General features: G+C 64.7%; 25 protein-coding genes. 17 read left to right on the top strand and 8 right to left on the bottom strand.

Going from position 1 to position 24,391, the window contains the following annotated elements; translation table 11 throughout:
* The 3 genes from ABIA96_RS23090 to ABIA96_RS23080 all read left to right on the top strand — a co-directional run bounded on the left by ABIA96_RS23090 (nucleotide 1) and on the right by ABIA96_RS23080 (nucleotide 2,712).
* On the top strand, nucleotides 1-942 hold the full coding sequence (locus tag ABIA96_RS23090) for a peptidylprolyl isomerase (protein WP_354139349.1): 942 nt from the start codon (nucleotides 1-3) through the stop codon (nucleotides 940-942).
* Nucleotides 943-1,048: 106 nt separating this feature from the next.
* On the top strand, nucleotides 1,049-2,290 hold the full coding sequence (argJ, locus tag ABIA96_RS23085; protein ID WP_354139348.1) for a bifunctional glutamate N-acetyltransferase/amino-acid acetyltransferase ArgJ: 1,242 nt from the start codon (nucleotides 1,049-1,051) through the stop codon (nucleotides 2,288-2,290).
* Between the two features lie 11 nt (nucleotides 2,291-2,301).
* The gene (locus tag ABIA96_RS23080) at nucleotides 2,302-2,712 is read left to right on the top strand and encodes a (deoxy)nucleoside triphosphate pyrophosphohydrolase (RefSeq protein ID WP_354139347.1); all 411 of its coding nucleotides are present in this window, start codon (nucleotides 2,302-2,304) and stop codon (nucleotides 2,710-2,712) included.
* A 25-nt stretch (nucleotides 2,713-2,737) separates the two neighbouring features.
* Here the strand turns inward: ABIA96_RS23080 and ABIA96_RS23075 are convergent, their stop codons facing one another.
* Nucleotides 2,738-3,586, bottom strand: coding sequence for a methyltransferase domain-containing protein (locus ABIA96_RS23075; RefSeq protein ID WP_354139564.1), 849 nt, complete (start codon nucleotides 3,584-3,586; stop codon nucleotides 2,738-2,740).
* A gap of 65 nt (nucleotides 3,587-3,651) precedes the next feature.
* Between ABIA96_RS23075 and ABIA96_RS23070 the strand changes: the two genes are divergently transcribed.
* From ABIA96_RS23070 to ABIA96_RS23055, 4 genes are read left to right on the top strand one after another with little or no spacing between them, the layout of a single operon-like run.
* Entirely contained in the window at nucleotides 3,652-4,452 is an 801-nt protein-coding gene (locus ABIA96_RS23070) for a ComF family protein (RefSeq protein ID WP_354139346.1), read from the top strand.
* 47 nt (nucleotides 4,453-4,499) lie between these two features.
* The gene (gene grxC, locus ABIA96_RS23065) at nucleotides 4,500-4,775 is read left to right on the top strand and encodes a glutaredoxin 3 (protein ID WP_354139563.1); all 276 of its coding nucleotides are present in this window, start codon (nucleotides 4,500-4,502) and stop codon (nucleotides 4,773-4,775) included.
* The gene (locus ABIA96_RS23060; protein ID WP_354139345.1) at nucleotides 4,772-5,650 is read left to right on the top strand and encodes a carbon-nitrogen hydrolase family protein; all 879 of its coding nucleotides are present in this window, start codon (nucleotides 4,772-4,774) and stop codon (nucleotides 5,648-5,650) included. The genes grxC and ABIA96_RS23060 overlap by 4 nt, the downstream gene beginning before the upstream one ends.
* Nucleotides 5,647-6,132 carry a DUF1178 family protein gene (locus tag ABIA96_RS23055; RefSeq protein ID WP_354139344.1) on the top strand — a complete coding sequence of 162 codons (486 nt, stop codon included), beginning with the start codon at nucleotides 5,647-5,649 and terminating at the stop codon, nucleotides 6,130-6,132. The genes ABIA96_RS23060 and ABIA96_RS23055 overlap by 4 nt, the downstream gene beginning before the upstream one ends.
* A gap of 13 nt (nucleotides 6,133-6,145) precedes the next feature.
* On the opposite strand, the gene ABIA96_RS23050 is transcribed toward ABIA96_RS23055, so the two are convergent.
* The 3 genes from ABIA96_RS23050 to ABIA96_RS23040 form a co-directional block, all read right to left on the bottom strand.
* Nucleotides 6,146-7,045, bottom strand: coding sequence for an EamA family transporter (locus ABIA96_RS23050; protein WP_354139343.1), 900 nt, complete (start codon nucleotides 7,043-7,045; stop codon nucleotides 6,146-6,148).
* Between the two features lie 183 nt (nucleotides 7,046-7,228).
* Complete coding sequence (ubiG, locus tag ABIA96_RS23045) at nucleotides 7,229-8,002, bottom strand: bifunctional 2-polyprenyl-6-hydroxyphenol methylase/3-demethylubiquinol 3-O-methyltransferase UbiG (protein WP_354139342.1); 774 nt, start codon at nucleotides 8,000-8,002, stop codon at nucleotides 7,229-7,231.
* Between the two features lie 14 nt (nucleotides 8,003-8,016).
* The gene (locus tag ABIA96_RS23040; protein ID WP_354139341.1) at nucleotides 8,017-8,487 is read right to left on the bottom strand and encodes a PH domain-containing protein; all 471 of its coding nucleotides are present in this window, start codon (nucleotides 8,485-8,487) and stop codon (nucleotides 8,017-8,019) included.
* 149 nt (nucleotides 8,488-8,636) lie between these two features.
* Between ABIA96_RS23040 and ABIA96_RS23035 the strand changes: the two genes are divergently transcribed.
* The 3 genes from ABIA96_RS23035 (at nucleotide 8,637) to prfA (ending at nucleotide 13,677) form a co-directional block, all read left to right on the top strand.
* Nucleotides 8,637-9,893 (top strand): aspartate kinase, encoded by a 1,257-nt coding sequence (locus ABIA96_RS23035; protein ID WP_354139340.1) that lies wholly within the window; start codon nucleotides 8,637-8,639, stop codon nucleotides 9,891-9,893.
* 373 nt (nucleotides 9,894-10,266) lie between these two features.
* On the top strand, nucleotides 10,267-12,534 hold the full coding sequence (ptsP, locus tag ABIA96_RS23030; protein WP_354139339.1) for a phosphoenolpyruvate--protein phosphotransferase: 2,268 nt from the start codon (nucleotides 10,267-10,269) through the stop codon (nucleotides 12,532-12,534).
* Between the two features lie 57 nt (nucleotides 12,535-12,591).
* The gene (prfA, locus tag ABIA96_RS23025) at nucleotides 12,592-13,677 is read left to right on the top strand and encodes a peptide chain release factor 1 (RefSeq protein ID WP_354139338.1); all 1,086 of its coding nucleotides are present in this window, start codon (nucleotides 12,592-12,594) and stop codon (nucleotides 13,675-13,677) included.
* Nucleotides 13,678-13,684: 7 nt separating this feature from the next.
* Here prfA and ABIA96_RS23020 read toward each other — a convergent pair whose 3' ends face one another.
* Together ABIA96_RS23020 and ABIA96_RS23015 are read right to left on the bottom strand one after the other, a co-directional pair.
* Nucleotides 13,685-14,164 (bottom strand): MarR family winged helix-turn-helix transcriptional regulator, encoded by a 480-nt coding sequence (locus tag ABIA96_RS23020; protein ID WP_354139562.1) that lies wholly within the window; start codon nucleotides 14,162-14,164, stop codon nucleotides 13,685-13,687.
* A gap of 109 nt (nucleotides 14,165-14,273) precedes the next feature.
* The gene (locus ABIA96_RS23015) at nucleotides 14,274-14,888 is read right to left on the bottom strand and encodes a hypothetical protein (RefSeq protein ID WP_354139337.1); all 615 of its coding nucleotides are present in this window, start codon (nucleotides 14,886-14,888) and stop codon (nucleotides 14,274-14,276) included.
* Between the two features lie 251 nt (nucleotides 14,889-15,139).
* Between ABIA96_RS23015 and ABIA96_RS23010 the strand changes: the two genes are divergently transcribed.
* From ABIA96_RS23010 to ABIA96_RS22995, 4 genes are all read left to right on the top strand, one after another.
* Complete coding sequence (locus ABIA96_RS23010) at nucleotides 15,140-16,474, top strand: substrate-binding protein (RefSeq protein ID WP_354139336.1); 1,335 nt, start codon at nucleotides 15,140-15,142, stop codon at nucleotides 16,472-16,474.
* A 99-nt stretch (nucleotides 16,475-16,573) separates the two neighbouring features.
* Nucleotides 16,574-17,449, top strand: a complete 876-nt coding sequence (locus ABIA96_RS23005) for a branched-chain amino acid ABC transporter permease (protein WP_354139335.1) — start codon at nucleotides 16,574-16,576, stop codon at nucleotides 17,447-17,449.
* Between the two features lie 11 nt (nucleotides 17,450-17,460).
* A complete protein-coding gene (locus ABIA96_RS23000) occupies nucleotides 17,461-19,305 on the top strand; it encodes a branched-chain amino acid ABC transporter ATP-binding protein/permease (protein WP_354139334.1) in 1,845 nt (614 codons plus the stop codon).
* Nucleotides 19,302-20,000, top strand: coding sequence for an ABC transporter ATP-binding protein (locus ABIA96_RS22995; protein WP_354139333.1), 699 nt, complete (start codon nucleotides 19,302-19,304; stop codon nucleotides 19,998-20,000). The genes ABIA96_RS23000 and ABIA96_RS22995 overlap by 4 nt, the downstream gene beginning before the upstream one ends.
* On the opposite strand, the gene ABIA96_RS22990 is transcribed toward ABIA96_RS22995, so the two are convergent.
* Entirely contained in the window at nucleotides 20,001-20,426 is a 426-nt protein-coding gene (locus tag ABIA96_RS22990) for an HIT family protein (RefSeq protein ID WP_354139332.1), read from the bottom strand.
* Between the two features lie 91 nt (nucleotides 20,427-20,517).
* Between ABIA96_RS22990 and prmC the strand changes: the two genes are divergently transcribed.
* On the top strand, nucleotides 20,518-21,414 hold the full coding sequence (gene prmC / locus ABIA96_RS22985; RefSeq protein ID WP_354139331.1) for a peptide chain release factor N(5)-glutamine methyltransferase: 897 nt from the start codon (nucleotides 20,518-20,520) through the stop codon (nucleotides 21,412-21,414).
* A 461-nt stretch (nucleotides 21,415-21,875) separates the two neighbouring features.
* Complete coding sequence (locus ABIA96_RS22980; protein WP_354139330.1) at nucleotides 21,876-22,685, top strand: DUF4167 domain-containing protein; 810 nt, start codon at nucleotides 21,876-21,878, stop codon at nucleotides 22,683-22,685.
* 64 nt (nucleotides 22,686-22,749) lie between these two features.
* On the opposite strand, the gene ABIA96_RS22975 is transcribed toward ABIA96_RS22980, so the two are convergent.
* A complete protein-coding gene (locus ABIA96_RS22975; RefSeq protein WP_354139329.1) occupies nucleotides 22,750-23,493 on the bottom strand; it encodes a class I SAM-dependent methyltransferase in 744 nt (247 codons plus the stop codon).
* 108 nt (nucleotides 23,494-23,601) lie between these two features.
* On the opposite strand from ABIA96_RS22975, the gene gloB reads away from it, so the two are divergent.
* Nucleotides 23,602-24,369, top strand: coding sequence for a hydroxyacylglutathione hydrolase (gene gloB, locus ABIA96_RS22970; protein ID WP_354139328.1), 768 nt, complete (start codon nucleotides 23,602-23,604; stop codon nucleotides 24,367-24,369).
* The last annotated feature ends 22 nt before the right edge of the window (nucleotides 24,370-24,391 follow it).

Here is a 24,391-nt window from a genome sequence, read left to right as displayed (position 1 = left end):
ATGACCACCTCGTTCCCGGTAACCACCGGCCAGCGTTTCCGCCATGCGTCCGCCCTGGCTGGCTGCTTCGCCCTGGCGCTGACCATGGCGTTCGCGGGCCCGCTCCGGGCCGCCGACGATCCGGTTCTGGCGAAGGTCAATGGCGCCGAAATCAAGAAGAGCGACGTCGCCATGGCCACGGAGGAACTCGGACCGAGCCTGGCCCAGATGGACCCCGCGACCAAGGATGAGAACGTCCTGTCGTTCCTGATCGACATGAAGATCGTCGCCAAGGCCGCCGAGGACAAGAAGGTCGCCGACGGTGAGGAATTCAAGAAGCGGATGGCGTTCGCCCGCAACCGCCTCCTGATGGACAGCCTGCTGGCCCAGGAAGGCAAGGCCGCGACCAACGACGACGCCATGAAGAAGGTCTATGAGGAGGCCTCCAAGCAGATCACCGGCGAGCAGGAAGTGCGCGCCCGCCATATCCTGGTCGAGACCGAGGACGAGGCCAAGGCGGTGAAGGCCGAGCTCGACAAGGGCGCCGATTTCGCCGAGCTCGCCAAGAAGAAGTCCAAGGATCCGGGCTCCGCCGACGGCGGCGACCTCGGCTTCTTCACCAAGGAACAGATGGTGCCGGAATTCTCGGCCGTCGCGTTCGCGCTGGAGCCGGGCAAGATCTCCGACCCCGTGAAGTCGCAGTTCGGCTGGCACATCATCAAGGTCGAGGAAAAGCGCAACCGCAAGGCGCCGGAGTTCGACCAGGTCAAGCCCCAGATCGAGCAGTACGTCACCCGCAAGGCCCAGGCCGACTACGTGGCCAAGCTCCGCGCCGAGGCCAAGGTCGAGCGGATGGACCAGCCGGCGGCGGACGCTGCAAAAGACGCCAAGCCGGCCGATGCGGCGAAGCCCGCCGACGCGAAGCCCTCCGACAGCAAGATGGCCCCTCCGGCCAAGAAGTAAGAATTTGCTGTCACTTCGGTGACGCGAATAGTATCTAAGCCTTTGTGATGCCCGGCCCCCGTGCCGGGCATCTGCATATCCAGACCTCATCAAGGCGCGCCCAACGATGTCCTCAGCCGTCTCTCCCCTCGCCCCGAAACATTATCCCGACATGCCCGTGATCGCGGGCGTCCGTCTCGCGACGGCCGAGGCCGGCATCCGCTACAAGAACCGCACCGACGTGCTGCTGGCGATCATGGACAAGGGCACAGCGGTCGCGGGCGTCTTCACCCAATCGAAATGCCCGTCCGCGCCGGTCGAATGGTGCCGCGCCAAGCTGAAGGGCGGCAAGGCGCGCGCGCTGGTCGTCAATTCCGGCAATGCCAATGCCTTCACCGGCAAGACCGGCCGCGGCTCCACCGCGATGACCGCCAAGATCGCGGCCAAGGCCGTCGGCTGCAGCGAGAGCGAGATCTTCCTGGCCTCGACCGGCGTGATCGGCGAGCCGCTAGACGCGACCAAGTTCGACGGCGTGCTGGGCCGTCTCGCCGAAACCGCGGAAGCCGGTGATTACCTCGCCGCTGCCAAGGCGATCATGACCACTGACACCTTCCCCAAGGTCGCGACCGCGACCGTGAAGCTCGGCAAGGCCAAGGTCACCATCAACGGCATGGCCAAGGGCGCCGGCATGATCGCCCCCGACATGGCGACGATGCTGTCCTTCATCTTCACCGACGCGCCGATCGCGCCCGCTGCGCTCCAGGCGCTGCTCAAGACCGGCGTCGAAGACACCTTTAATGCGGTGACGATCGACGGCGACACCTCGACCTCCGACACGCTGCTGGCATTCGCGACCGGCGCTGCCGCAGAACACGGCGCGCCAAAAATCAGCCGCGCCAGCGATCCGCGCCTGAAGGCCTTCGTAAAAGCCTTCAACCAGGTGCTCGCCAATCTTTCGGAACAGGTCGCCCGCGATGGCGAAGGCGCACGCAAGCTGGTCGAGATCACCGTCGAGGGCGCCAAGACCAAGGCCTCGGCACGCAAGATTGCGATGTCGATTGCGAACTCGCCGCTGGTGAAAACCGCGATCGCGGGCGAAGACGCGAATTGGGGCCGCGTGGTGATGGCGGTCGGCAAGGCCGGCGAGCCGGCCGATCGAGACAAGCTCTCGATCTCCTTCAACGGCATCCGCGTCGCCAAGAGCGGCGCGCGCGATCCGTCCTATGACGAGGCGGAAGTGTCGGAAGCGATGAAGGCCCCGGAGATCGCGATCAAGGTCTCGCTCGGCCTCGGCAAGGGCCGCGACCGCGTGCTGACCTGCGATCTCACCAAGGAATACGTCGCGATCAACGGGGATTACAGGTCTTAAGCCGAACGCCGATGGCCGAACTCAAACTGACACTGGTGGTGGCATGCGCGCTCGTCGACGCCGACAAGCGCGTCCTGATCGCGCAGCGCCCCGAAGGCAAGGCGCTCGCAGGTCTCTGGGAATTTCCCGGCGGCAAGTGTGAACCCGGCGAGCGGCCGGAGCAGAGCCTGATCCGCGAGCTCCACGAGGAGCTCGGCATCACCGTCGCAGAGCCGTGCCTGGCGCCGCTGACCTTTGCGAGCCACGGCTACGAGACCTTTCACCTGCTGATGCCGCTCTACATCTGCCGGCGCTGGGAAGGGATCGTTGAAGCCCGCGAAGGCCAGAATCTGGCCTGGGTTCGCGCCAACAGATTGCGCGACTATCCGATGCCGCCGGCGGACATTCCGCTGATCCCGCATTTGATTGATTTGCTGATGTGAGGCCGGACCTCACCTCTCATGGCGATCACTCCTTCCCGGCCTTCTTCACCGCCTCCGCCAGGCTCGCCTTGGCCGAGCCGGGCTTGAGCGGCTGCTGCTGGCTCGCATGCGGCGCCCAGCCGGAGAGCCAGATGATGTCGAAGGTAGCCCGGATGCGGCCGTCGGAATCGGCAAAGCGCTCGGCATAGATTTCGGCCATGCGCAGCAGCGTCGCACGCCGGCTCGGCGCACGCCGCCGCTCGATCAGCACATTGGTCGCGCCCATCCGGCGGAGATCCTGCATCAGCGCAAAGGCGTTCGCATAGCGCACCACGACGCGATCGACATCGGTGACCGGCAGCGCAAAGCCCGCCCGCTGCAACAGCGCGCCGACGTCCCGCAGATCGGCAAACGGCACCACCCGCGGCGACACGCCGCCCTCGCATTCGGCTTCCGCCGCCGCAAAGGCCTGCCGCAACTCGGTCAGGCTATCGCCGCCGATCATCGCGGCGAGTAGCAACCCGTCCGGCCGTAGCGCACGGCGAACCTGAGCGAGCACACCGGGAAGATCGTTGACGAATTGCAGCGCCAGCGCGGAGACGACGAGGTCGAGGCTTTCCGGCGCGAGGGGCAATTTCTCCGAGCCCGCTGCATCGAGCGCGATCCATTCGATGCACGGCAGCCGCGCCCGCAGCGTCGCAAGCCCCGCACCGGGCGTCCAGAGATCAGCCGGCGCGTGGAATTCGCGCATCACCGCGGCCAGCCGGTCGGACATGTCCTCGGCGACCCGGTCGAGCAGAAAGCTCACAGCCCCCTGCGCCTGCGCACGCTGCTGCCGCGCATGCAGCAAAGCGCGATCAAACAAAGCCGGCGGGGTCTGCGGGTTCTGGGCCATGCCGCTGGTTACGCCGATCACGACGGTTCTGGCAATCCGGCGCGTGCAGAGCTAGCCTCCCGATCATGGACGCCGACGCCGCAGCCCCCGCCCGATTCACCGCCGCACCCTTCCGTGCCGCATGGACGGCCGGCCGCCATGTGCTGACGCGTGCGGCAAAACTTGCGCTCGACATTGCGCTGCCGACGCTATGCGTCTCCTGCCGCGAGCCGGTCGATGGCGAGGGCGTATGCGCCGCCTGCTGGTCAAAGCTGTCATTCATCGAACGGCCCTATTGTCCGAGGCTCGGCATTCCCTTCGTCTATGATCCCGGCCCGGACATGCTGTCGATGGAGGCAATCGCGAGCCCGCCGGCCTACCAGCGGGCGCGCGCAGCGGTGCGCTATGACGACGTCGCGCGCACGTTGGTGCATGCGCTGAAATACCAGGACCGCACGGATCTGGCGCCGGCCATGGGCCGCTGGATGGCGCGCGCCGGCGGCGAGCTGCTTGCGGGCGCCGACATGCTGGTGCCGGTGCCCCTGCATTGGCGGCGGGCCTGGCGGCGCCGCTACAACCAGTCCGGCGCGCTGGCGCACATCATCGCGCGGCAGAGCGGGGTCAAGGTGCGCGGCGAGGTGCTGCGCCGGGTGCGCGCCACCGAGCAGCAGATCGGCCTGTCGCGGGCCCAGCGCGCCACCAATGTGCAGGGCGCATTCCGGGTATCCCCAGACCGTCAGGCCGAGGTCCAGGGCCGGCGCATCATCCTTGTCGATGATGTCCTGACCTCCGGCGCAACGCTGGATGCATGTGCGCGGGCCTTGCTCCGTGCCAAGGCGGCCCAGGTCGACGTGCTGGTCTTTGCCCGGGTTGTCGAGAGCCGGTAAACTCCCATATAATTCAACGAATTCATGACATGAAAGCGCTGGACGCCATGACCGCTGCTGTCGAGATCTACACCAGGCCGGGCTGCGGCTATTGTTCCGCCGCCCGGTCGCTTTTGACCCGCAAGAAAGTGAGCTTCACGGAATTCGACGTCGCCAAGAACCCGTCATGGCGCGACGAGATGTACGACCGCGCCGGCGAGGGCTCGACTTTCCCGCAGATCTGGATCGGCGGAACCCATATTGGCGGCTGCGACGACCTCTACGCGCTCGACCGCGAAGGCAAGCTCGACGGCCTCCTCGAAAGCGTCAAGGCGGTCTCATGACTGACAACAGGACCTTCACCGCGGCCATGGTGCAGATGCGCACCGGCCTGATGCCCGAGCCGAGCCTTGCGCAGGCAACCAAGCTGATCCGGCAGGCTGCGGCCAACGGCGCCGACTACGTGCAGACGCCCGAGGTCAGCAACATGATGCAGCTGAACCGCAAGGCGCTGTTCGAGCACCTCCAGAGCGAGGAGGACGACGCCTCGCTGAAGGCGTATCGCGAGCTTGCGGCCGAGCTGAAGATTCACATCCATGTCGGCTCGCTGGCGCTGCGCTTTTCGCCGGAGAAGGCGGTCAATCGCTCTTTCCTGATCGGGCCCGAGGGCCAGGTGCTCGCGAGCTACGACAAGATCCACATGTTCGACATCGAGCTGCCGGACGGCGAGAGCTATCGCGAATCCGCCAATTACCAACCGGGCGAGACTGCGGTCATCTCCGACCTGCCCTGGGGCCGCGTTGGCTTGACGATCTGCTACGACGTGCGCTTCCCCGCGCTCTACCGCGCGCTCGCTGAAAGTGGCGCCTACTTCATCACCGTTCCCTCCGCCTTCACCCGCAAGACCGGCGAAGCGCACTGGCATATCCTGTTGCGGTCGCGCGCGATCGAGACCGGCTGCTTCATCTTCGCCGCAGCGCAGGCTGGTTTGCACGAGAACAAGCGCGAGACCTACGGCCACTCGCTGATCATCGATCCCTGGGGCGAGATCCTCGCCGAGGGCGATGTCGAGCCCGGCATCATCATGGCCAGGATCGATCCAGCCAAGGTCGAGATCGCACGCCGTGCAATCCCGTCGCTCCAGCACGGCCGCCGCTTCGGTGTCGCCGACCCCAAGGCCGGGCCCGACCATCTGCACCTGGTGCGGGGATCGGCATGATCCGCTATGCGCTCCATTGCGACCGCGACCACGCCTTCGAGAGCTGGTTCCAGAGCTCGTCGGCCTATGATTCGCAGGTGAAGCGCAAACTCGTGACCTGCCCGATCTGCGGCTCGGCCAAGATCGACAAGGCGATCATGGCGCCGCGCATCGTCGGCAAGAAGGGCCGCGGCCGCGCAATGCCGCCGCCGGAGCCGACTACGACCGCCACCGCGCCAGAGGCAGCGCCGTCCGGACCGACCTCGCTGATGATGGCGCAGGAGAAAGAGCTGCGCAGCAAGCTGAAAGAGTTGCGCGACCACATCGTGAAGAACGCCGATAATGTTGGTGAGCGCTTTGCGAACGAAGCCCGTGCGATGCATTACGGCGACAAGGAGCACCGTCCGATCTATGGCGAGGCCTCGCCGGATGAGGCAAAATCGCTGATCGACGAAGGCATCGAGGTGTCGGCGCTGCCGACGCTGCCGGAAGACCGAAACTGACGCGTACGACGCGTCAGAAGCCCACCAGCAGCGCTACGCCGACCACGATCAACACGATGCCAAAAATCTCGCGCGACGCGATCGGCTGCTTGAACGAGTAATAAGCCACCGCTTGCGCGAACAGCACCTCAATCAGTGCGAGCGTGCGGACATTGGCGGCGGCCGTCAGCGCGAACGCCAGAAACCAGAACTGCGAGGCGAAGGCGCCCATGAAGCCCGCGAGCAGCGACGGCCGCCAGAGCCCCAGGATCGACTGAAGCACTTTTGGCGCGCGCCAGAGCAGGTAGACCGTCAGGATCAGCGTCTGCACAAACAGGCCGAGCACCAGCGTGAACGATGCTGATGTGACGAAGGATACGCCCGGCACGTTGATGATGGCGCCGCGAAAACCGACCGCGGAGAGCGCAAACGCCGCGGCGGCGACGAGGCCGGTAATCGTCGGCTTCAGCTCGGCAAAGCTCTTCTCGCCGCCCGGCCGCAGCGCGGTGATGACGACGCCGACGGTCGCGATCACGATCGCCAGCACCTTGACCCATGTCAGATGATCGCCGAGGAAGACGAAGCCGAAGATCGCGGTCTGGATCGCCTCGGTCTTGAGGTACGCTGTCGTCACCACGAAGGAGCGATCGTTCATGGCCAGCAGCATCAACCCGGTGCCGACGATCTGGCTGAGCGCGCCGAGCAGCAGCCACGGCCAGAACACGGTCGGCGGCATGCCGAGGTGATCGCCGGTCGCCACCAGCACGCCGCCCAGGAACAGCAGCGAGAACGGAAAGCCGAACAGGAAGCGGATATTGGTCGCGCCCCATGTCCCCAGCGGCTTCGTGAGCGATCGCTGCATCGCATTGCGCGCGACCTGCCCGGACGCGGCAATGATTGTGAAGGGAATCCAGAGGCTGGTGACGGTGAACATGGGGCGGGGAGTAACAGGACGTTAGTGAGAAATGACCGCGGCCAACCTGCAAGCTAGGGCAAGCGCGGTCAACCGCACGGACGTCATGGGAGCGATGCTCTCGCAACACGCAGGCTGTCGTCCCTGCGTTCGCAGGGACGACAGCATCTGCGGAGCGACAGCTCGCGCCTCACTCAGAGCCCCTCACACCATCCCTTCCGCCACGACCATGTAGTTCACGTCCATGTCCGACGAGAGGGTCCATTTGTCGGCGAAGGGGGAGTAGACGACACCGGTCTGCTCGGTAATGACGAGACGGTTGTCGAGGAGGTGTTTGGTCAGCTCGTCCGGGGTGACGAACTTGTTCCATTCGTGGGTGCCGCGCGGCAGCCAGCGCAGGACGTACTCCGCACCGACGATGGCGAGCGCAAAACTCTTCCAGTTTCTGTTGAGCGTGGACACGACCATGAGACCGTTCGGCTTCAGCATCGAGGCGCAGCGCTTCAGGAAAACGCCGACGTCGACGACGTGCTCGACCACTTCCATTGCCAGCACGATGTCGAAGCGCTCGCGCGGGTCGATCTCCTCCGCCGTGGTGCAGCGGTAGTCGATCGATAGATGGCCCTTGTCGGCATGCAGCTTCGCCGCGGCGATGTTGCTGGCCGACGGATCGACGCCGATGACCTGCGCGCCCAGCCGCGACAGCGGCTCGCACAACAGGCCGGCGCCGCAGCCGATGTCGAGCACGCGAAGGCCGCCGAGGCAGTTGAGGCTGCGCACATTGCGCTCGAACTTGCGGCAGGCAGAGTCGCGGATATAGCCGAGCCGCAACGGATTGATCCGGTGCAGCGGCGCCATTTTGCCCTTGGGGTCCCACCACTCGGCCGAGAGTTTTGAGAATTTCGCGATCTCGGCGGCGTCGACGGTCGAGGCCGCCTGCGGGCTTGCGGTTGCGGAAGTGTCTTGCTGCATGCTCATGGTTACGCGCGGTCCTACCGCGTGGTGATCGAACTACGGAAGGCGAGCGGCGAGGCGATGGTTGCGATGGTCTCGCGACCTTCGCCGACGCCGTTGATGGTCACATCGCCGTAGTTGAGAATACGTCCAAGGATCGACTGGTTGACGTCGACACTCTCGACCTTGTCCAGCGCCATTTCAAAGGTGCGGCGCTTGATGAATCCGGTCTTATGCACAACCCTGAGATTGGTGACGTCGGTCTCGGTGGTGAAGCGATGGAACCAGCCCTTCAGGGTCCAGTACAGCGCGGCCAGCGCCACCAGGCCGGCGCCGAACAGGCAGAGGATCATCACGCTATAAACATCGATCATCTGGCGGGAGGCCACGAACAGGGCCAAGGCCACGATCCAGGCCAGGATGGCCGGAGAATAGAAGATCCAATGCGCATTGGTCGAATACAGCACCCGCTCGCCGGGCTGCAGGATGTCGTCGATATAGCGCGCCATAACCTCGATTAACCCATTGCCCGGATTGGTCCCGCAGGAACCCGCTTGCCCCCGGCCCCGCCGCTATGTATACGCGCGGTCGGTGTCCGCAGGCACCCGTCCAGTGCGGGTCACCATACTGATCCTTATGAAGGAATGCACGCGTCGTCATGAGCCGCCTCGTGATGAAATTCGGCGGCACGTCCGTCGCCAACATCGAACGTATCCGCAACGTCGCACGCCATGTGAAGCGTGAGGTCGATGCCGGCCATGAGGTGGCCGTGGTCGTCTCGGCGATGTCCGGCAAGACCAACGAGCTGGTTGCCTGGTGCACCGAGGCCTCGCCGATGCACGACGCGCGCGAATACGACGCCGTCGTCGCCTCCGGCGAACAGGTCACCTCGGGTCTGCTGGCCATCGCGCTTCAGGGCATGGGCATCCAGGCCCGCTCCTGGCAGGGCTGGCAGATTCCGATCAAGACCAGCGACGCCCATGCCTCGGCCCGGATCGAGGACATCGACGGCAGCGAGATCATCACCCGTTTCAAGGATCGCAAGGAGGTCGCGGTCATCGCCGGCTTCCAGGGCATCGATCCCAAGACCAACCGTATCACCACGCTGGGCCGCGGCGGCTCCGACACCTCGGCCGTGGCGATCGCCGCCGCCGTCAAGGCCGACCGCTGCGACATCTACACCGACGTCGACGGCGTCTACACCACCGACCCGCGCATCGTGCCGAAGGCCAAAAGGCTCGACAAGATCGCGTTCGAAGACATGCTGGAACTGGCTTCCCAGGGCGCGAAAGTGCTCCAGGTGCGCTCGGTGGAACTCGGCATGGTCCACAACATGCCGATCTTCGTCCGCTCGAGCTTCGACAAGCCCGAGGATATCGACCCGCATGCCAACCAACCGCCCGGCACGCTGATCTGCAGCGAGGAGGAGATCATGGAAAGCCACGTCGTTACCGGCATCGCCTTTTCGAAGGACGAAGCTCAGATTTCCGTGCGCCAGATCGAGGACAAGCCCGGCGTCGCGGCGTCGATCTTCGGCCCGCTCGCGGATGCCAATATCAACGTCGACATGATCGTTCAGAACGTGTCTGAGGACGGCAAGACCACGGACCTCACCTTCACGGTGCCGGCGGCCGACTACAACCGCGCCAAGGATACGATTACCGCCGCCAAGGCCACGATCGGCTATGCCCGGCTGGATACCGCTACCGATGTCGCCAAGATCTCGGTCATCGGAAGCGGCATGCGCAGCCATGCCGGCGTCGCCGCCCAGGCATTTTCGGCGCTCGCCGGACGGAATATCAACATCCGGGCCATTACAACCTCCGAGATCAAATTCTCGGTTCTGATCGACACCGCCTATACCGAGCTTGCGGTGCGCACGCTGCACACGCTCTACGGCCTCGATCAGGCCTAAAGCGCGACTGTCGTCGCGCTTTAGGTTGCTGTTCGAGCATGGTCTTTCCGGAGAACCGCCTCGCACTTTTCCGGACCATGCCTGGACTAATTTTCTCTTAGCGGTCGCAGCAAACGCGAAGGTGTACACACCTTCGCGTTTGGCAGGCGTTTTGCTTGGCAAAACAAGCCTCAATTCGCTATACGGCGAACAGGGTGGGCTGCCGCGGACTGTGTCCCAGTTCAGGTGGCGCTGATTCGGCGCAAGCGCAAAATCTCAAGTAGATTTGGGTTTGTGCCCGCGCCGGATAAACAGATTGATTGTTTCTCTGGAATTTTAGGCCAGCCGCCGGCCAATATCGCCGGGCCGGGCACACGGAGGAGATTGACGGTTCATGCGGAGCGCGTCGGGAGGTCCCCGCGTCTTGTTGAGACGGCTCCGCGAAACCATGGCGGAGCAGGTCTCAGCCCAGGAGCGGCTGGACAAGATCGTGGTGCTGATCGCCGCCAATATGGTGGCCGAGGTGTGTTCGGCCTATGTGCTGCGCATCGACAACACGCTCGAGCTCTACGCCACCGAAGGCCTCAACCGCGAGGCCGTGCACCATACGGTGCTGAGCGCCCATGAGGGCCTGGTCGGCCTCGTCGCCAGCGAGGCGACGCCGCTCAATCTGAACGACGCCCAGAGCCATCCGGCCTTCTCGTTCCGCCCCGAAACCGGTGAAGAGATCTACCACTCCTTCCTCGGCGTGCCGATTCTGCGCGCCGGCAACACGCTCGGCGTGCTGGTGGTGCAGAATCGCGCCAAGCGCACCTATGTCGAGGAAGAGCTCGAGGCGCTGCAGACCACCGCCATGGTGCTGGCGGAGCTGATCGCCTCCGGCGAATTGTCCGCGCTCGCCCAGCCCGGCGCTGAGCCGGCCGCGCGCCATTCGACGCAGAAGGCCGGCGCGATTCTCTCGGAGGGCATCGCACTCGGCCATGTCGTGCTGCATGAGCCGCGCGTCGTCATCAAGGACTACATCGCCGAGGATCTGCCGAAGGAGATCAAGCGGCTCGACACCGCGCTCGCCAAGCTGCGCTCGGATCTCGACCGCATGCTGGAGCGCGGCGATGTCGCCGAGGGCGGTGAGCACCGCGACGTGCTCGAAGCCTACCGCATGTTCGCCAATGACCAGGGCTGGTCGCACAAGCTGCACGAGGCGGTCGCCACCGGCCTCACGGCGGAAGCCGCCGTTGAGCGCGTGCAATCCGACACCCGCGCCCGCATGCTGCGCGTGACCGATCCCTATTTGCGCGACCGGCTGCACGATCTCGAGGACCTCGGCTACCGCCTGATGCGGCAGCTGGTCGGCCAGGACCATGCGCCGTCGCGCGAGCAGATGCCCGACAATGCCATCGTCATCGCGCGTGCGATGGGACCGGCGGCGCTGCTCGACTACGACCGCAAGCGCCTGCGCGGCATCGTGCTGGAGGAAGGCACCGCCAATTCCCACGTTTCGATCGTGGCGCGTGCGCTCGGTATTCCCGCCGTCGGCGAGGTGCCGAACGCGACCGGCATTGCCGACCCCGGTGACGCCATCATCGTCGACGGCACCTCGGGCGCCATCTATGTGCGCCCGTCGCAGGAAGTCGAAGCGGCCTATGCCGAGCGGGTGCGTTTCCGCGCCCGCCGCCAGGCGCAATATGTGGCGCTGCGCGACCGGCCCTGCGTCACCAGGGACGGCGAGAAGGTCGAGCTGCTGATCAATGCCGGCCTCGCCATCGACCTGCCCCATATCGACGACACCGGCAGCGCCGGCATCGGCCTGTTCCGCACCGAGCTGCAATTCATGGTCGGCCAGAGCCTGCCGCGCACCAGCGACCAGCTCGCGCTCTACCGCGCCGTGCTGGATGCCGCAGGCCAGAAGCCCGTGACCTTCCGCACCCTCGACATCGGCGGCGACAAGGCGCTGCCCTATATGGAGACGGTGATCGAGGAGAATCCCGCGCTCGGCTGGCGCGCGATCCGGCTCGGGCTCGACCGTCCCGGCCTGCTGCGCGGCCAGATTCGCGCGCTGCTGCGCGCCGGCGGCGGCCGTGCGCTGCGCATCATGTTTCCGATGATCTCCGAGGTCGCCGAGTTCGATTCGGCGAAGGCACTGGTCGAACGCGAGCTCACTTATCTGCGCCAGCACGGCCACACGCTGCCGGAGCGCATCGACATCGGCACCATGGTCGAGGTGCCGGCGCTGCTCTATCAGCTCGATGAGCTCCTGAGGAAAGTCGACTTCATCTCGGTCGGCTCCAACGATCTATTCCAGTTCCTGTTCGCGGTCGATCGCGGCAATGCCAAGGTCTCCGAGCGCTTCGACACCATGTCGACGCCGATCCTGCGCGCGTTGCGCGACATCGCGCGCAAGTCGCAAGACGCGAAGAAATCGCTGTCACTGTGCGGCGAAATGGCCTCGAAGCCGATCGGCGCGCTGGCGCTGATCGCGATGGGCTACCGTTCGCTCTCGCTGTCGGCGACCGCGCTCGGCCCGGTCAAGGCGATGGTGATCGACCTCGACGCCAAGAGGGCCGAAGCGATGCTCGGCCCGCTGCTGGATGCGCCGAGCGGCAGCGTTTCGATCCGGCAAAAGCTGACGGAATTTGCCGAGGCCGAAGGCCTGGCGTTGTAGCGGGCCTGCCGCTCGTCTCCGCCGCCTCGCCTCTTTCCGCCATTTGAGACCATACCGATGTCGTCACTCCCCGAAGCCAAACTGGACGTCCTGCTCGCGCATCACGCTTCGCTCGAGGCCGAATCGCTGGGACAGCTCTCCTCCGAACGCTACGTGCAGGTCACGCGCGAGCTCGCCGAGATCAACCCGCTGATCGAGGCGGTGAAGACTTATCGGTCGGCGGTCAAAGAACTCGCCGATACCGAGGCGCTGATCGCCGATCCTGCGACCGATGCCGAGATGCGCAGCATGGCCGAGGCCGAGCGCGACGAACTCAACCCGAAGATCGACGATCTGGTCCAGAAGATCCGCGTCGCGCTGCTGCCCAAGGACGCCATGGACGACCGCAACGTCGTGCTGGAAATCCGCGCCGGCACCGGCGGCGACGAGGCCTCGCTGTTCGCCGGCGATCTATTCCGGATGTACGAGCGGTTCGCGAGCCTTCAAGGCTGGAAGGTCGAGGTGATCTCGGCGAGCGAGGGCACGGTCGGCGGCTACAAGGAAATCATCGCGGAGGTGCAGGGCCGCGGTGCGTTCTCCAAGCTCAAGTTCGAATCCGGGGTGCATCGCGTGCAGCGCGTGCCCGACACTGAAACGCAGGGGCGCATTCACACATCTGCCGCTACCGTCGCCGTGATGCCGGAGGTCGAGGAGGTCGACGTCGAGATCAAGAACGACGATCTGCGCATCGAGACCATGCGCGCGCAAGGGGCGGGCGGCCAGCACGTCAACAAGACGGAATCGGCGATCCGCATCACCCACATTCCGACCGGCATCGTGGTGATGATGCAGGACAGCCGCTCGCAACATAAGAACCGCGCGTCTGCCATGAACATCCTGCGCTCGCGCATCTACGACGCCGAGCAGCAGCGCGTCGACGCTGCACGCTCGGCCGAGCGCAAGGAAAAGGTCGGCTCCGGCGACCGCAGCGAGCGCATCCGCACCTATAATTTCCCGCAAGGCCGCGTCACCGACCACCGCATCAATCTGACGCTCTACAAGCTGCCGCAGGTGATCGCCGGCGAAGCGCTCGGCGAATTGACCGATGCGCTGACCACTGAGCACCAGGCCGCACAGCTCGCGGCGCAAGGCGCGGCAGCGTAGCAGGCGCTCAGGCCTCGCTGGAGACTCGGAATGATTTCAAGAGCCAGCTCAACGCCGGGTTTGCAGCGCGGCGGAGCTCTTCGAGGTTCTTCCGGGAAAGAGCCTGGAGCTTCTGCTCACCTTTCTTCGTCAGCTTGAGATGAACGCGCCTCGCGTCTTCGGGGTCTGCAACCCGGCTGACCAGCCCGAGCTTGGCAAGGCGGTTGATGAGCTCGACAGCGGAGTGATGCCGGATCAACAGGAACCGCGCGACATCGCCGACGGTTGCTGGTCCCGGACGGACAAAGCCCTTGATGCCAAGCAGCGCCTGGTGCTGCGTCGGTGTCAATCCCTGCTGGGCCGCCGCCGCCTCGCTAAACGCCAGAAAGCTGCGGATCTGATAGCGAAACTGTGACAGCGCGGCGTAATCGGAATTACGCATCGTGCTGCCGGTGCGCCGCGACGACGTCGTTACCCTGGACCGCTGCGCCTTCTTCGCTTGAACCATGCTCGCTCCGACGATGTCGCCCCGCGTCGCGGAAGACATAGCCCAAAGTAGCAAGCGACCGCCGCCAGACCAACCGGCCGGCGTCACAGATGCACAACTATCCAGTCGCCTATTCGAAGCTGGATAGCAGGATCTTCACCAGGATGACCTGAAACGCGATCGGGATGCGGACGCTCTTCCGCCGGATCGAGCGCTGCAGCGCGCCGGCGATCTCCGCACTGGTCAAGGCGCCGGCCGACGCGTTGGCAATCAGCTCCGCCCACATCTGCGACAGCGAGCCACCGGGCGGGATCACCGGCTTGATGGTGACGCCGCAACCCTGCGCCCAGTCGACGATCTCCCGCATCGTGTGCGGACCGCAATTGCGCGCGGTCGCGAGGCGTTCGGCCGTCAGCGCGCGCATCAGATCGCGCGAAGGCGACCAAGTCCCCTTCGGCGGCTGCTCGCCGGTGAGCTCGACCGCGAGCTCCTTCAGGACATTCTGGGCCCGTACGCTCAGTCGCTTCATCGGCACCGGCGCGCGCTTGGCCTGAACGGAGCCGACAGCCGGTCCTCGCTCGCCGGTCGGCCGATTGCGTGGCTCGGGCGTGCGGGAGGCCTCGCCGGACTGCGGCGTCGCACGTTGGTCATTGGCCTCAGCGGGCCGCGCCGCCTCAGGCTGCTCCGTCTCCTGCAACCATGATCGTCGCTTCCGGGCACCTGCCACTGTCGTCTGCCGCGCCATTTCTTTCGCCGAACCCGCCAGCTTCGTACTCACAAAGGCTAATATATATCGCCATCCGACATGTTTTCACGACATAATTTTCGTCGTTCGACCAAAGACGAAATTGACAGACGGCCTTCACAAGCGATGCTTACGTCCAAGAGCTACACGCGGATGTGACGTGCCCGGCGCGGGCAGGCCTACGGGGCCGGCCGACGCTGGACAATTCGTGTTTTGCCTGCAAACAAGAACGATGTTCGGAGGAAACGACCATGACTGACGATCTTATCCGCCGCGGCCTTTCGCGCCGTGGCCTGCTTCAGACCACGGCGGGCCTCATCGGCGGCTCGATGCTGCCGGCGATGCCGGCTTTTGCCGAGGACAAGCCGGCGATCGGCTCCTATCCCGCGGGCGTGTCGGGTTCCACCGCCTTCATCGGAATCTCGGTGCCGCGCACCGGAACCTATGCGGTGCAGGGCGAGGACGAGCTCAAGGGCTATCAGCTCGCGATCGAGCACATCAACGAGGGTCACGAGCTGATCAAGAAGATCTCGCCGAAGACCAGCAAGGGCGTGCTCGGCAAGGAACTGAAATTCGGTGTTGCGGATTCTGCGGCGAAGCCGAACGAGGCGGTTCAGGCCCAGCAGCGCTTCATCAGCGAGAACAAGGCCATCATGATCACCGGCGGCACCTCGAGCGCCGTTGCGGTCGCGCTGAACAAGCTCGCGCAGCGCGAGCACGTGCTGTTCGTGTGCGGTATCTCCGGCTCGAACGACACCACCGGCAAGGATTGTGTGCGTTACGGCTTCCGTCAAAACTTCTTCGGCCAGACCGCCGCGGCCGCGATCGGCCCGGTGATGGTGCGTGAGTTCGGCAAGGGTAAGAAAGCCGCGTATCTCACGCCGGATTACACCCATGGCCACACCGTCACCAAGTCGATGCAGGACTTCCTCGCTGCGTCCGGCTGGACCACCGTGACCAACCAGGTCGCCCCACTCGGCGCACCTGATTATTCCTCGTATCTGCTGAACGTCGCCAACTCCGGCGCCGACGTGCTCATCAACGTCAACTGGGGTCACGACGCGGTGTTGTCGACCCAGCAGGCCAAGCAGTTCGGCGTGCTCGACAAGATGAAGCTGGTCGTCCCCTACCAAGTGCCGTTTATCGCGCGCGAGACCGGCGGCCTGATGCAGGGCGTCTACGCCGCCACCGACTACTGGTGGACCATCGAGGACAAGTTCCCGCTGGCCAAGATGTTCAACGCGGCTTTCGAGAAGAAGTACGGCTACAAGCCGGAATGGGGTGCCGAAAACGCTTATGTCAGCTTCGCGCACTGGGCCCACATGTGCGAGCAAGCCGGCAGCTTCAATCCGCCCGACGTGATCAAGGCCTATGAAAAGGGCGAGACGATCCCCTCCCTGGTCGGCGACGTGCATTACCGCCCCGAGGATCACCAGTGCATTCGCCCGGTGATCATCGTCAAGGGGAAGCAGCAGAAGGACATGAAGAACAAGGAAGACTGGTACGACATCGTCGAGATCGTCCCGGGTGAAGGCCTGATGCAGAAGCCGGACGCGTTCGGCTGCCATCTCGGCGACTACACCTGATCCCAAGCTAACCCCTGTGACGCCGCAGGCCTTACTCTGGACCTGCGGCGTCGCCTTTTTTGACGTAAGCCCGTAGCGCGTCACAACAGCGATTGTTGCATGATTAGTTGGCCCAATCTCGTTTCGCAGCTTTTCAACGGGCTCGCGCTCGGCGCCCTGCTTGCGCTGATCAGCTCCGGCCTGACCATCATCTACGGCACGCTCGGCGTGCTCAACCTCGCGCATGGCGCGATGTTCATGATCGGCGGCTATGCCGGTTTCGTCACCTATCAGTACACGGAATCGTTCATTCTCGCCGTTATCGCGGGGTCACTGTTCGTCATGCTGCTCGGCGTCGTGATGGAACGTGTCATCATCCGCCATTTCTATCACCGCCCGCACGAGGATCAGCTGCTCGTGACATTCGGGCTCGGCATCTGCTTCGTCGAGATCGTGCGCCTGATCTTCTCCAGCCAGTCGCAGCTGGTGCCGCCGCCGGCCGTGTTCCAGGGCATCACCAATCTCGGCTTCATGTTCTATCCGACCTACCGGCTCGCCGTGGTCGGCATCGTCGCGATCGCGCTCGGCGCGCTGTTCATCATCCTCTACCGGACCCGGCTCGGCATGATCGTGCGCGCCGGCATCGAGGATTCGGTGATGGTCGATTCGCTCGGCATCAACGTCTACCGCGTCTTCATGATCGTGTTCGGCATCGGCGCGATGGCCGCCGGCTTTGCCGGCATCGTCAACGCGCCGGTGGTGTCGCTGACACCGGGCATCGGTGACGACATCCTGGTCCAGACCTTCGTGGTGGTGGTGATCGGCGGCGTCGGCTCATTCCCCGGCGCGATCCTCGGCGGCCTGATCGCCGGCGAGATCATCAGCGTCACCTCCATGTTCAACCCCGGCTACGCCTATGTGATGCTGTTTGCGGCGATGACGCTCGTGCTCGTGGTGCGACCGCACGGCCTGCTCGGCGCCCAGGGCCGCGAATAAGTGATCCGCTGATGCTCAAGCAACGCCCGTTCCTGATCGAGACACTGACGGCCATCGGCCTGATCGTGGCTCCCTTCGTGCTGCCTCATCTCGGCTTTGCGCCCAACACCGTGAACCGGATCCTGGTCTGGGGCCTGTTCGGCCTCGGCTTCGATATCCTGTTCGGCTTCACCGGCCTGCTGTCGTTCGGCCAGTCCGCCTTCTACGGCACCGGCGGCTTCGTCGCCGCTTACCTTCTGACCCGCACCGGCTTCAGCAATGTGCTGGGCGCGCTGGTCATCGGCATGATCGCGGCGGCAGGGACCGGCTATCTGATCGGCCTGATCGCGCTCCGCCGCACCGGCATCTATTTCGCCATGATCACGGTGGCGATCGCGGAAGTGTTCTTCTTCGTCGAGTTCAATCCGCTCTCGGATTTCACCGGTGGCGAGAACGGCCTACCGGGCGTACCGACACCGAGCTTCAATCTTGGCTTTACCACCGTCCATTTCACCAATGGCTGGTCGCTCTATCAGTTCATCGCGCTGTGTTATCTCATCGGCGTCATCATTGCGCTCAGGATCGTGCGCTCGCCGGTCGGCGCGATTCTGAGTGCTATCCGGGACAATCCGCTGCGCGCCACCGCCGTCGGCCACAACATCCACGGCTACAAGCTGACCGCCTTCGTGATCGCAGCCGCTTACGCGGGCTTCGCCGGCGGCCTGCTCGGGGTGCTCCAGGCCTTCATGCCGCCTGACGCCTTCACGTTCGACACGTCCGGCCAGCTCGTGATGCAGACCGCCATTGGCGGCCGGGCCACACTGTTCGGCCCGCTGGTCGGCGCGACTGTCTGGCTGTTCCTTCAGGATTTCCTCCAGTCCGCGCTTGGTCTGGGAGCAGCCTGGAAGCTCGTGCTCGGCGTCGTGTTCGTGCTGTTGGTCTGCTTCCTGCGCGGCGGCATCGTTGGCGGCCTCGTCGATCTCTACGGCCTCGTCTCCGGCAAGCGAGACCGGAAGGCTGCGGATACGGAGGAGGAAGCTGAGGTCGAGACGCCGCCGCAAGCTCCGCCTGCCCCGATGCAGGCCAAGGCGGTCGAGCATCCCACCTATTCCGGGCCGATCCTGAAAGCCACCGGTCTCACCAAGCGCTATGGCGGCCTCGTCGCCAACAGCGACATCGATTTCAGCGTCGATCAAGGCGAGCTGCGCGGGATCATCGGCCCCAACGGCGCCGGCAAATCCACCTTCTTCAAGATGCTGACCTGCGAGATCGCACCGACCTCCGGCCAGATCGTGTTCGAGGGCCGCGATATCACGGGATTGAAGGTCACTGAAGTCTGCCAGCTCGGTCTGACCAAGAGCTACCAGGTCAACCAGCTCTTCACGGGCCTGACGGTGCGGCAGAACCTGACGATCGCCGCCCTCGCGGAGCTGCGCGGAAAATTCCGGCTCGACCTGTTCCGTACGCTCGCCGGCGTCAAGGGCCTGACGGAACAGGTGGAGCACACGCTTGCTCTGGTGAACCTGACCCGCCGCGCCGACACGCCGGTGTCCGAGCTCGCCTATGGCGAGAAGCGCAGGCTGGAGATCGGGCTCGCGCTGGCAACGTCGCCGCGCCTGCTGCTGCTTGACGAACCGCTTGCTGGCATGAGCCCGCGCGAGCGGATCGAGACCGTCAAGCTGCTCAAATCGATCGCGCGCGGTCGCACCATGATCATCATCGACCACGACATGGATTCGCTGTTCGAGCTGGTCGAGCGCGTCACGGTGCTGCAGGAGGGCCGCGTGCTGGTCTCCGGCACGCCTGAGGAAATCAAGACCAACGCCGCGGTGCAGGAAGCCTATCTCGGCGGCGTTCACGGAGAGATCGCCGCATGAGCCTGATCGAGGTCAACGGCCTGAACAGCTATTACGGGGATTCCCACATCCTGTTCGACGTCGCCATGCATGTCGAACGTCACGAGGTTGTGGCGCTGCTCGGCCGCAACGGCGCCGGCAAAAGCACGACGCTGAAGAGCCTGATGGGCGTTGTGACGCCGCGCAGCGGCAGCGTGAAGTTCGACGGCATCGACATTGCCGGCCGCAGGAGCCACAAGATCGCGCAGGCGGGCATGCAGCTCGTGCACGAGGAGCGGCGCATCTTCGGCAGTCTGTCGGTAGAGGAGAACATCGTCCTCGCCGGCTTCACCGCCCCGAAGCGCTGGCCGCTCGGTCGCATCTACGAGATGTTCCCGCGACTGAAGGAGCGGCGCAACAATCGCGGCACCGAGCTCTCCGGCGGCGAGCAACAGATGCTCGCGATCGCACGCGCGCTGGTGCGCGATCCCAAGATCGTGCTGCTGGACGAGCCGTTCGAGGGGCTCGCCCCCGTCATCGTCCACGATCTCGTCAAGGCCTGCCGCGAGCTCGCGGCTGCCGGCCAGACCATCGTGTTGGTCGAGCAGAACCTTGCGGCCACGCTGGCGCTGGCGACGCGGATCTACATCATCAACAACGGCCACATCGTCCACGAGGGTCCGGCGCAGGAGCTCAAGGCGCAGCCGGAACTGCTCCAGCGCTATCTCGGCGTTTGATCAGCCACCAAGCGCCGCGGTCATCCGCCTGGCATGATCGGCGAGCACGGCCATGTCTTCCTTGCGCGTCTGCGCCGGCAGCAGATCGACGCCGGCCCTGACCGGCATGACATGCATGTGCAGGTGAAAGACCACCTGCCCGCTGGCGGGCTCGCTGAACTGCTGCAGGATAATTCCTTCCGCGTCGAATGCCTTCATCGCAGCGACCGCGATCCGCTTGGCGGTCCGGGCGACCGCGGCTAGATCGTCGTCGGAGATGTCGAGGATGCCGCGCGCCGGCGCCCGGGGAATCACCAGCGCGTGTCCTGGCGAGCGCGGCATGATGTCGAGGAAGGCGAAGCTGCGCTCGTCCCTGAACACTTCGAAGCAGGGGATCTCGCCGCGGAGGATCTTTGCGAAAACGTTCTGATCGTCATAGGCCGTCATGGATGCCCTCCTTCTCTGCGAGGCGCGATCAAATGCGCTCCTTTCCGTTGACGCAAGCATTGCCGGCGATCTATCCACGATGCCAGGCAGGATGGCTCCATTGGCGAAAAATTCCAATTCCGGGCTCAGCATCGAGAGTGCGCGACGCGCCCTCACGACGCGGCTGCAAGCGGCCGGCATCGAAGAGCCGGCCCTCGACGCGCGCCTGCTCGTCGGCGCCGCAATGAGGCTCGATCTGACCGCCCTGATCATGCAGGCGGCACGAAATCTCACACCAGACGAAGCTGCGCGGCTCGAAGCATATGCGCAGCGGCGTCTTGCGCATGAGCCGGTCGCCCGCATTCTCGGCGTGCGGGAATTCTGGGGCCTGCCGTTCCGGCTGTCCGAGGCGACGCTGGTGCCGCGGCCGGACACCGAGACCGTGGTGGAGCTGGCGCTCGATATTTTTCGGGAACGCGCGACCGGAGGGCGGCGCCCGCGCATCGCTGATATTGGCACCGGGTCCGGCGCCATCCTGCTCGCGCTGCTGCACGAGATTCCAGATGCCTTCGGCGTCGGCACCGATCTGAGCCTCACTGCGCTCGGCACCGCCAGGGGCAATGCCGCCGCGCTAGGCCTCGCCGACCGCGCGGCCTTCGTCGCCTGCTCCTATGCGTCGGCGCTTCACGGCCCGTTCGATCTGATCGTGTCGAACCCGCCCTATATTCCTGCGGAGGAAATTCCGAAACTGAGCATCGAGGTGCGGGAGCACGATCCGCGTCTGGCGCTCGACGGCGGCAATGACGGCTATGACGCCTACCGCGCGCTGATTCCGCAGGCGGCCGAACGGCTCGCGCCCGGCGGCGCACTCATCGTCGAGGCCGGGCAGGGGCAGGCCGCCGATATCCAGACCTTGATGACGGCCGCGGCGTTAACGGTGGACAGGCCGCCCAAAGCCGACCTGGGGGGCATTCCGAGGGCCGTCCCGGCCCGAAAAATGCCCCGATAAAAGCCGGATCGGTCTCTAAAAAACCTCTTGGAATATCCCCTGGGAACGACTACCTTCCGGTCAACACATCGGTGTCGGCCCCGTAGACCTACGGGCGAAAGCCGGGCTCTCAGGCGAGAGCTTCACTGATTTAAGGTTCCAAGCCGCAGGTCCTGTTAAGCGCGATGGCCCATTGAGGTACGCTGCTTTCCGACCGCAACGTGAACGAAAGCCTGATATTGCGCTTGAAAACTTACGCAACACAGCTGGGCTTGTTTCGGCAGGCGATATGAATGGGTTCGCTGGCAATGGATGCTGGCGGTGGGAACGCGTCTTTGTTGAACGCGACGGTCGACGAACATCGGCAGGGTTCAATCCGCTCTTGTGCGCGGTGCGCGCGAGGCATGTGAACCGCTGTCATCAGGTCACTCTCTGCAATCAGTAATGCGTGCAACCTTTAGGGCTGGAATTAAAGGCAGGACATGAGAAACGGTCAGAACAAGCAGCGGATGCGCAGCCGCAACAATAACAACAACAATAATAACAATAATAATAACCGGCGCGGCCAGAACCCGATGACCCGGGTCTACGAATCCAACGGCCCCGATATCAAGATCCGCGGCACCGCCTCGCACATTGCCGAAAAATATCTTCAACTTGCGCGCGACGCGCGCTCCTCCTCCGGCGATCCGGTCGCGGCCGAGAACTACTACCAGCATGCCGAGCATTATTTCCGCCTGATTGCGGCCGCCCAGGAGCAGTTCCGGCAGAACCAGCAGCCGCGCGGTGATGAGGCCACGGGCAGCAACAATAGCGGCGATGACGGCGAGGACGACGGCGAGAATTTCTCGAATTTCGGCCAAGAGCCGGGCTTCGTTCCGCAGCCGCCACAGCAGCAGCAGCCCTTCTCGCGCGACCGCGACGGCCAGCGCGATCACCAGCGTGACTACCAACAGCGCGACAACAACCAGCAGCCCTATCAGCGTGATCAGCAGCAGCCGCGCGAGCACCGCGAACGCGACCACCGTCCGCAGCCGCAATATCAACCCCAGCCGCAACCGCAGAGCCAGCCGCAGCCGGTTGCACCAGACGCCGGCAATGTCGACCGCCTTCCCTCCTTCATCACCGGTGCCCAGCCGCAGACGAACGGTGCTCCCGGCGGCTTCGAAGGTGGCAATAGTGGTGCTGGCGAACGTTTCCCGCGGCGGCGCCGCCGGCCGCATAGCGGCCCTCGCCCCGAGCGCGAAGCAGCTCCAGCCGCGTCCGGCGACGATCTCGCTCCCAGCGAGTAAGCCGCACCAAATCTTCTGAACTTTCAGGACTGCATCGTCCCGGCTTCGCCGGGACGATTTGCTTTCAGGTCCGCCTCACCGTGGTCGAGGACGGCACCAGCACCGGCTTCAACGAGGGAATCAGCCGCGCCCGTTCGCGCTTGGCGGGGATCGCGCGATAGACCTGCTTGGTCGCCTCGACGATGTGGACGCCGGCAAAGGGCAGCGACAGCGCAGCTCCGGCGCGTTCCCACATCTGCGCCGATTTCAGCACCCAGCGGCCCGCATAGGGCGGCATGAACAGCGCCTCGCCCCAGCCGGTCGGCGTGAACCAGGTCTGGCGCAGCAGGTCCGTGATCTGCGAGCGCGAATAGGGACGGCCGTGGCCGAACGGCGTGTTGTCGCTGCGCGTCCACACGCCGCGCCGATTCGGGATCACCGCCATGACGCGGCCGGACGGCGACAGCACCCGCCAGACCTCCCGCAACAGCGCGGCCGGATCGTCCGACATCTCGAGCGCATGGACCAGCAGGATGCGGTCGACCGCAGCGTCGGGAAGCGGCAGCGAGAACTCGTCGATCAGTGCGGCCAGCGCGGGCCTCCCCGTCGGCCATTTCAACACGCCCTGAGCCGCCGGCATGAAGGCGATGCAGCGCTCGGCGTCCTCGCGGAACAGCCCGAGATAGGGCGTCGGATAGCCGATGCCGAGCACGCGCTGGCCGTCGGCGATCGGCCAGCGCTCTCTGATGCCGCGATTGATCATTTGCCGCGCCACGATGCCGAGGCGCCGGGAATAGAACTCGCGAAGATCGACGACATCAATGGTCATGACGGCAATGTACCATGCACAAGGCGGCGGCTGCGCGCTGAATATTGCATTGCCTGCGCAACGTTAACGCCATATTTGTCTGACGGGGCTGAGCGCGATGGAGATGTCATGGCTGCCGAAATTCGTACTTTCAGCTGTTTAAACGACAATTTCGGTTATCTGATCCACGATGTGGAAACCAAGGCGACGGCGTCGATCGACGCGCCGGAGGCCGGCCCCATCATCAAGGCGCTGGAACGCGAGGGCTGGCAGCTCACCGACATCCTGATCACCCATCATCACGGCGATCATGTCGGAGGGGTCGCCGAACTCAAGCAGAAGTACAATTGCCGCGTCGTCGCGCCGCATGACAAGACGACGAAGATCGCCGATGTCGATCTGCGCGTCGCCAATGCCGACGTGGTCAAGGTCGGCACCTTGCTGGGGCGCGTGCTCGAGACGCCCGGTCACACGCTCGACCACATCTCCTACGTGTTCGACACCGAGAAGACGCTGTTCGCCGCCGATACGCTGTTCTCGATCGGCTGCGGCCGCGTGTTCGAGGGCACCTACCCGATGATGTGGGACTCGCTGTTGAAGCTGCGTGCCCTGCCCGACGACTTCAAGCTCTACTGCGGCCACGAATACACGGCCTCCAACGTCAAATTCGCGCTGACCGTCGATCCGGACAATGCGGCCCTTCAAGCGCGCGCGGCGGAAGTGACGAGGTTGCGGGCGGAGAACAAGCCGACCATTCCCTCACTGCTTGGTGATGAGAAGCGAGCAAACGTGTTCCTGCGCGCTGATGAACCGTCGGTCGCGGCCAGGCTACACATGAAGGGCGCGGATGCCGCCGTGGTGTTCGGCGAGCTGCGCGAACGCAAAAACAAGTCCTGAGAACAAGCCCTGACGGGGATCG

Origin of the sequence: Bradyrhizobium sp. LB11.1 (genome assembly GCF_040549385.1) — a bacterium.
Lineage (GTDB): Bacteria > Pseudomonadota > Alphaproteobacteria > Rhizobiales > Xanthobacteraceae > Bradyrhizobium.
This window is presented reverse-complemented; position numbering and strand designations above follow the sequence as displayed.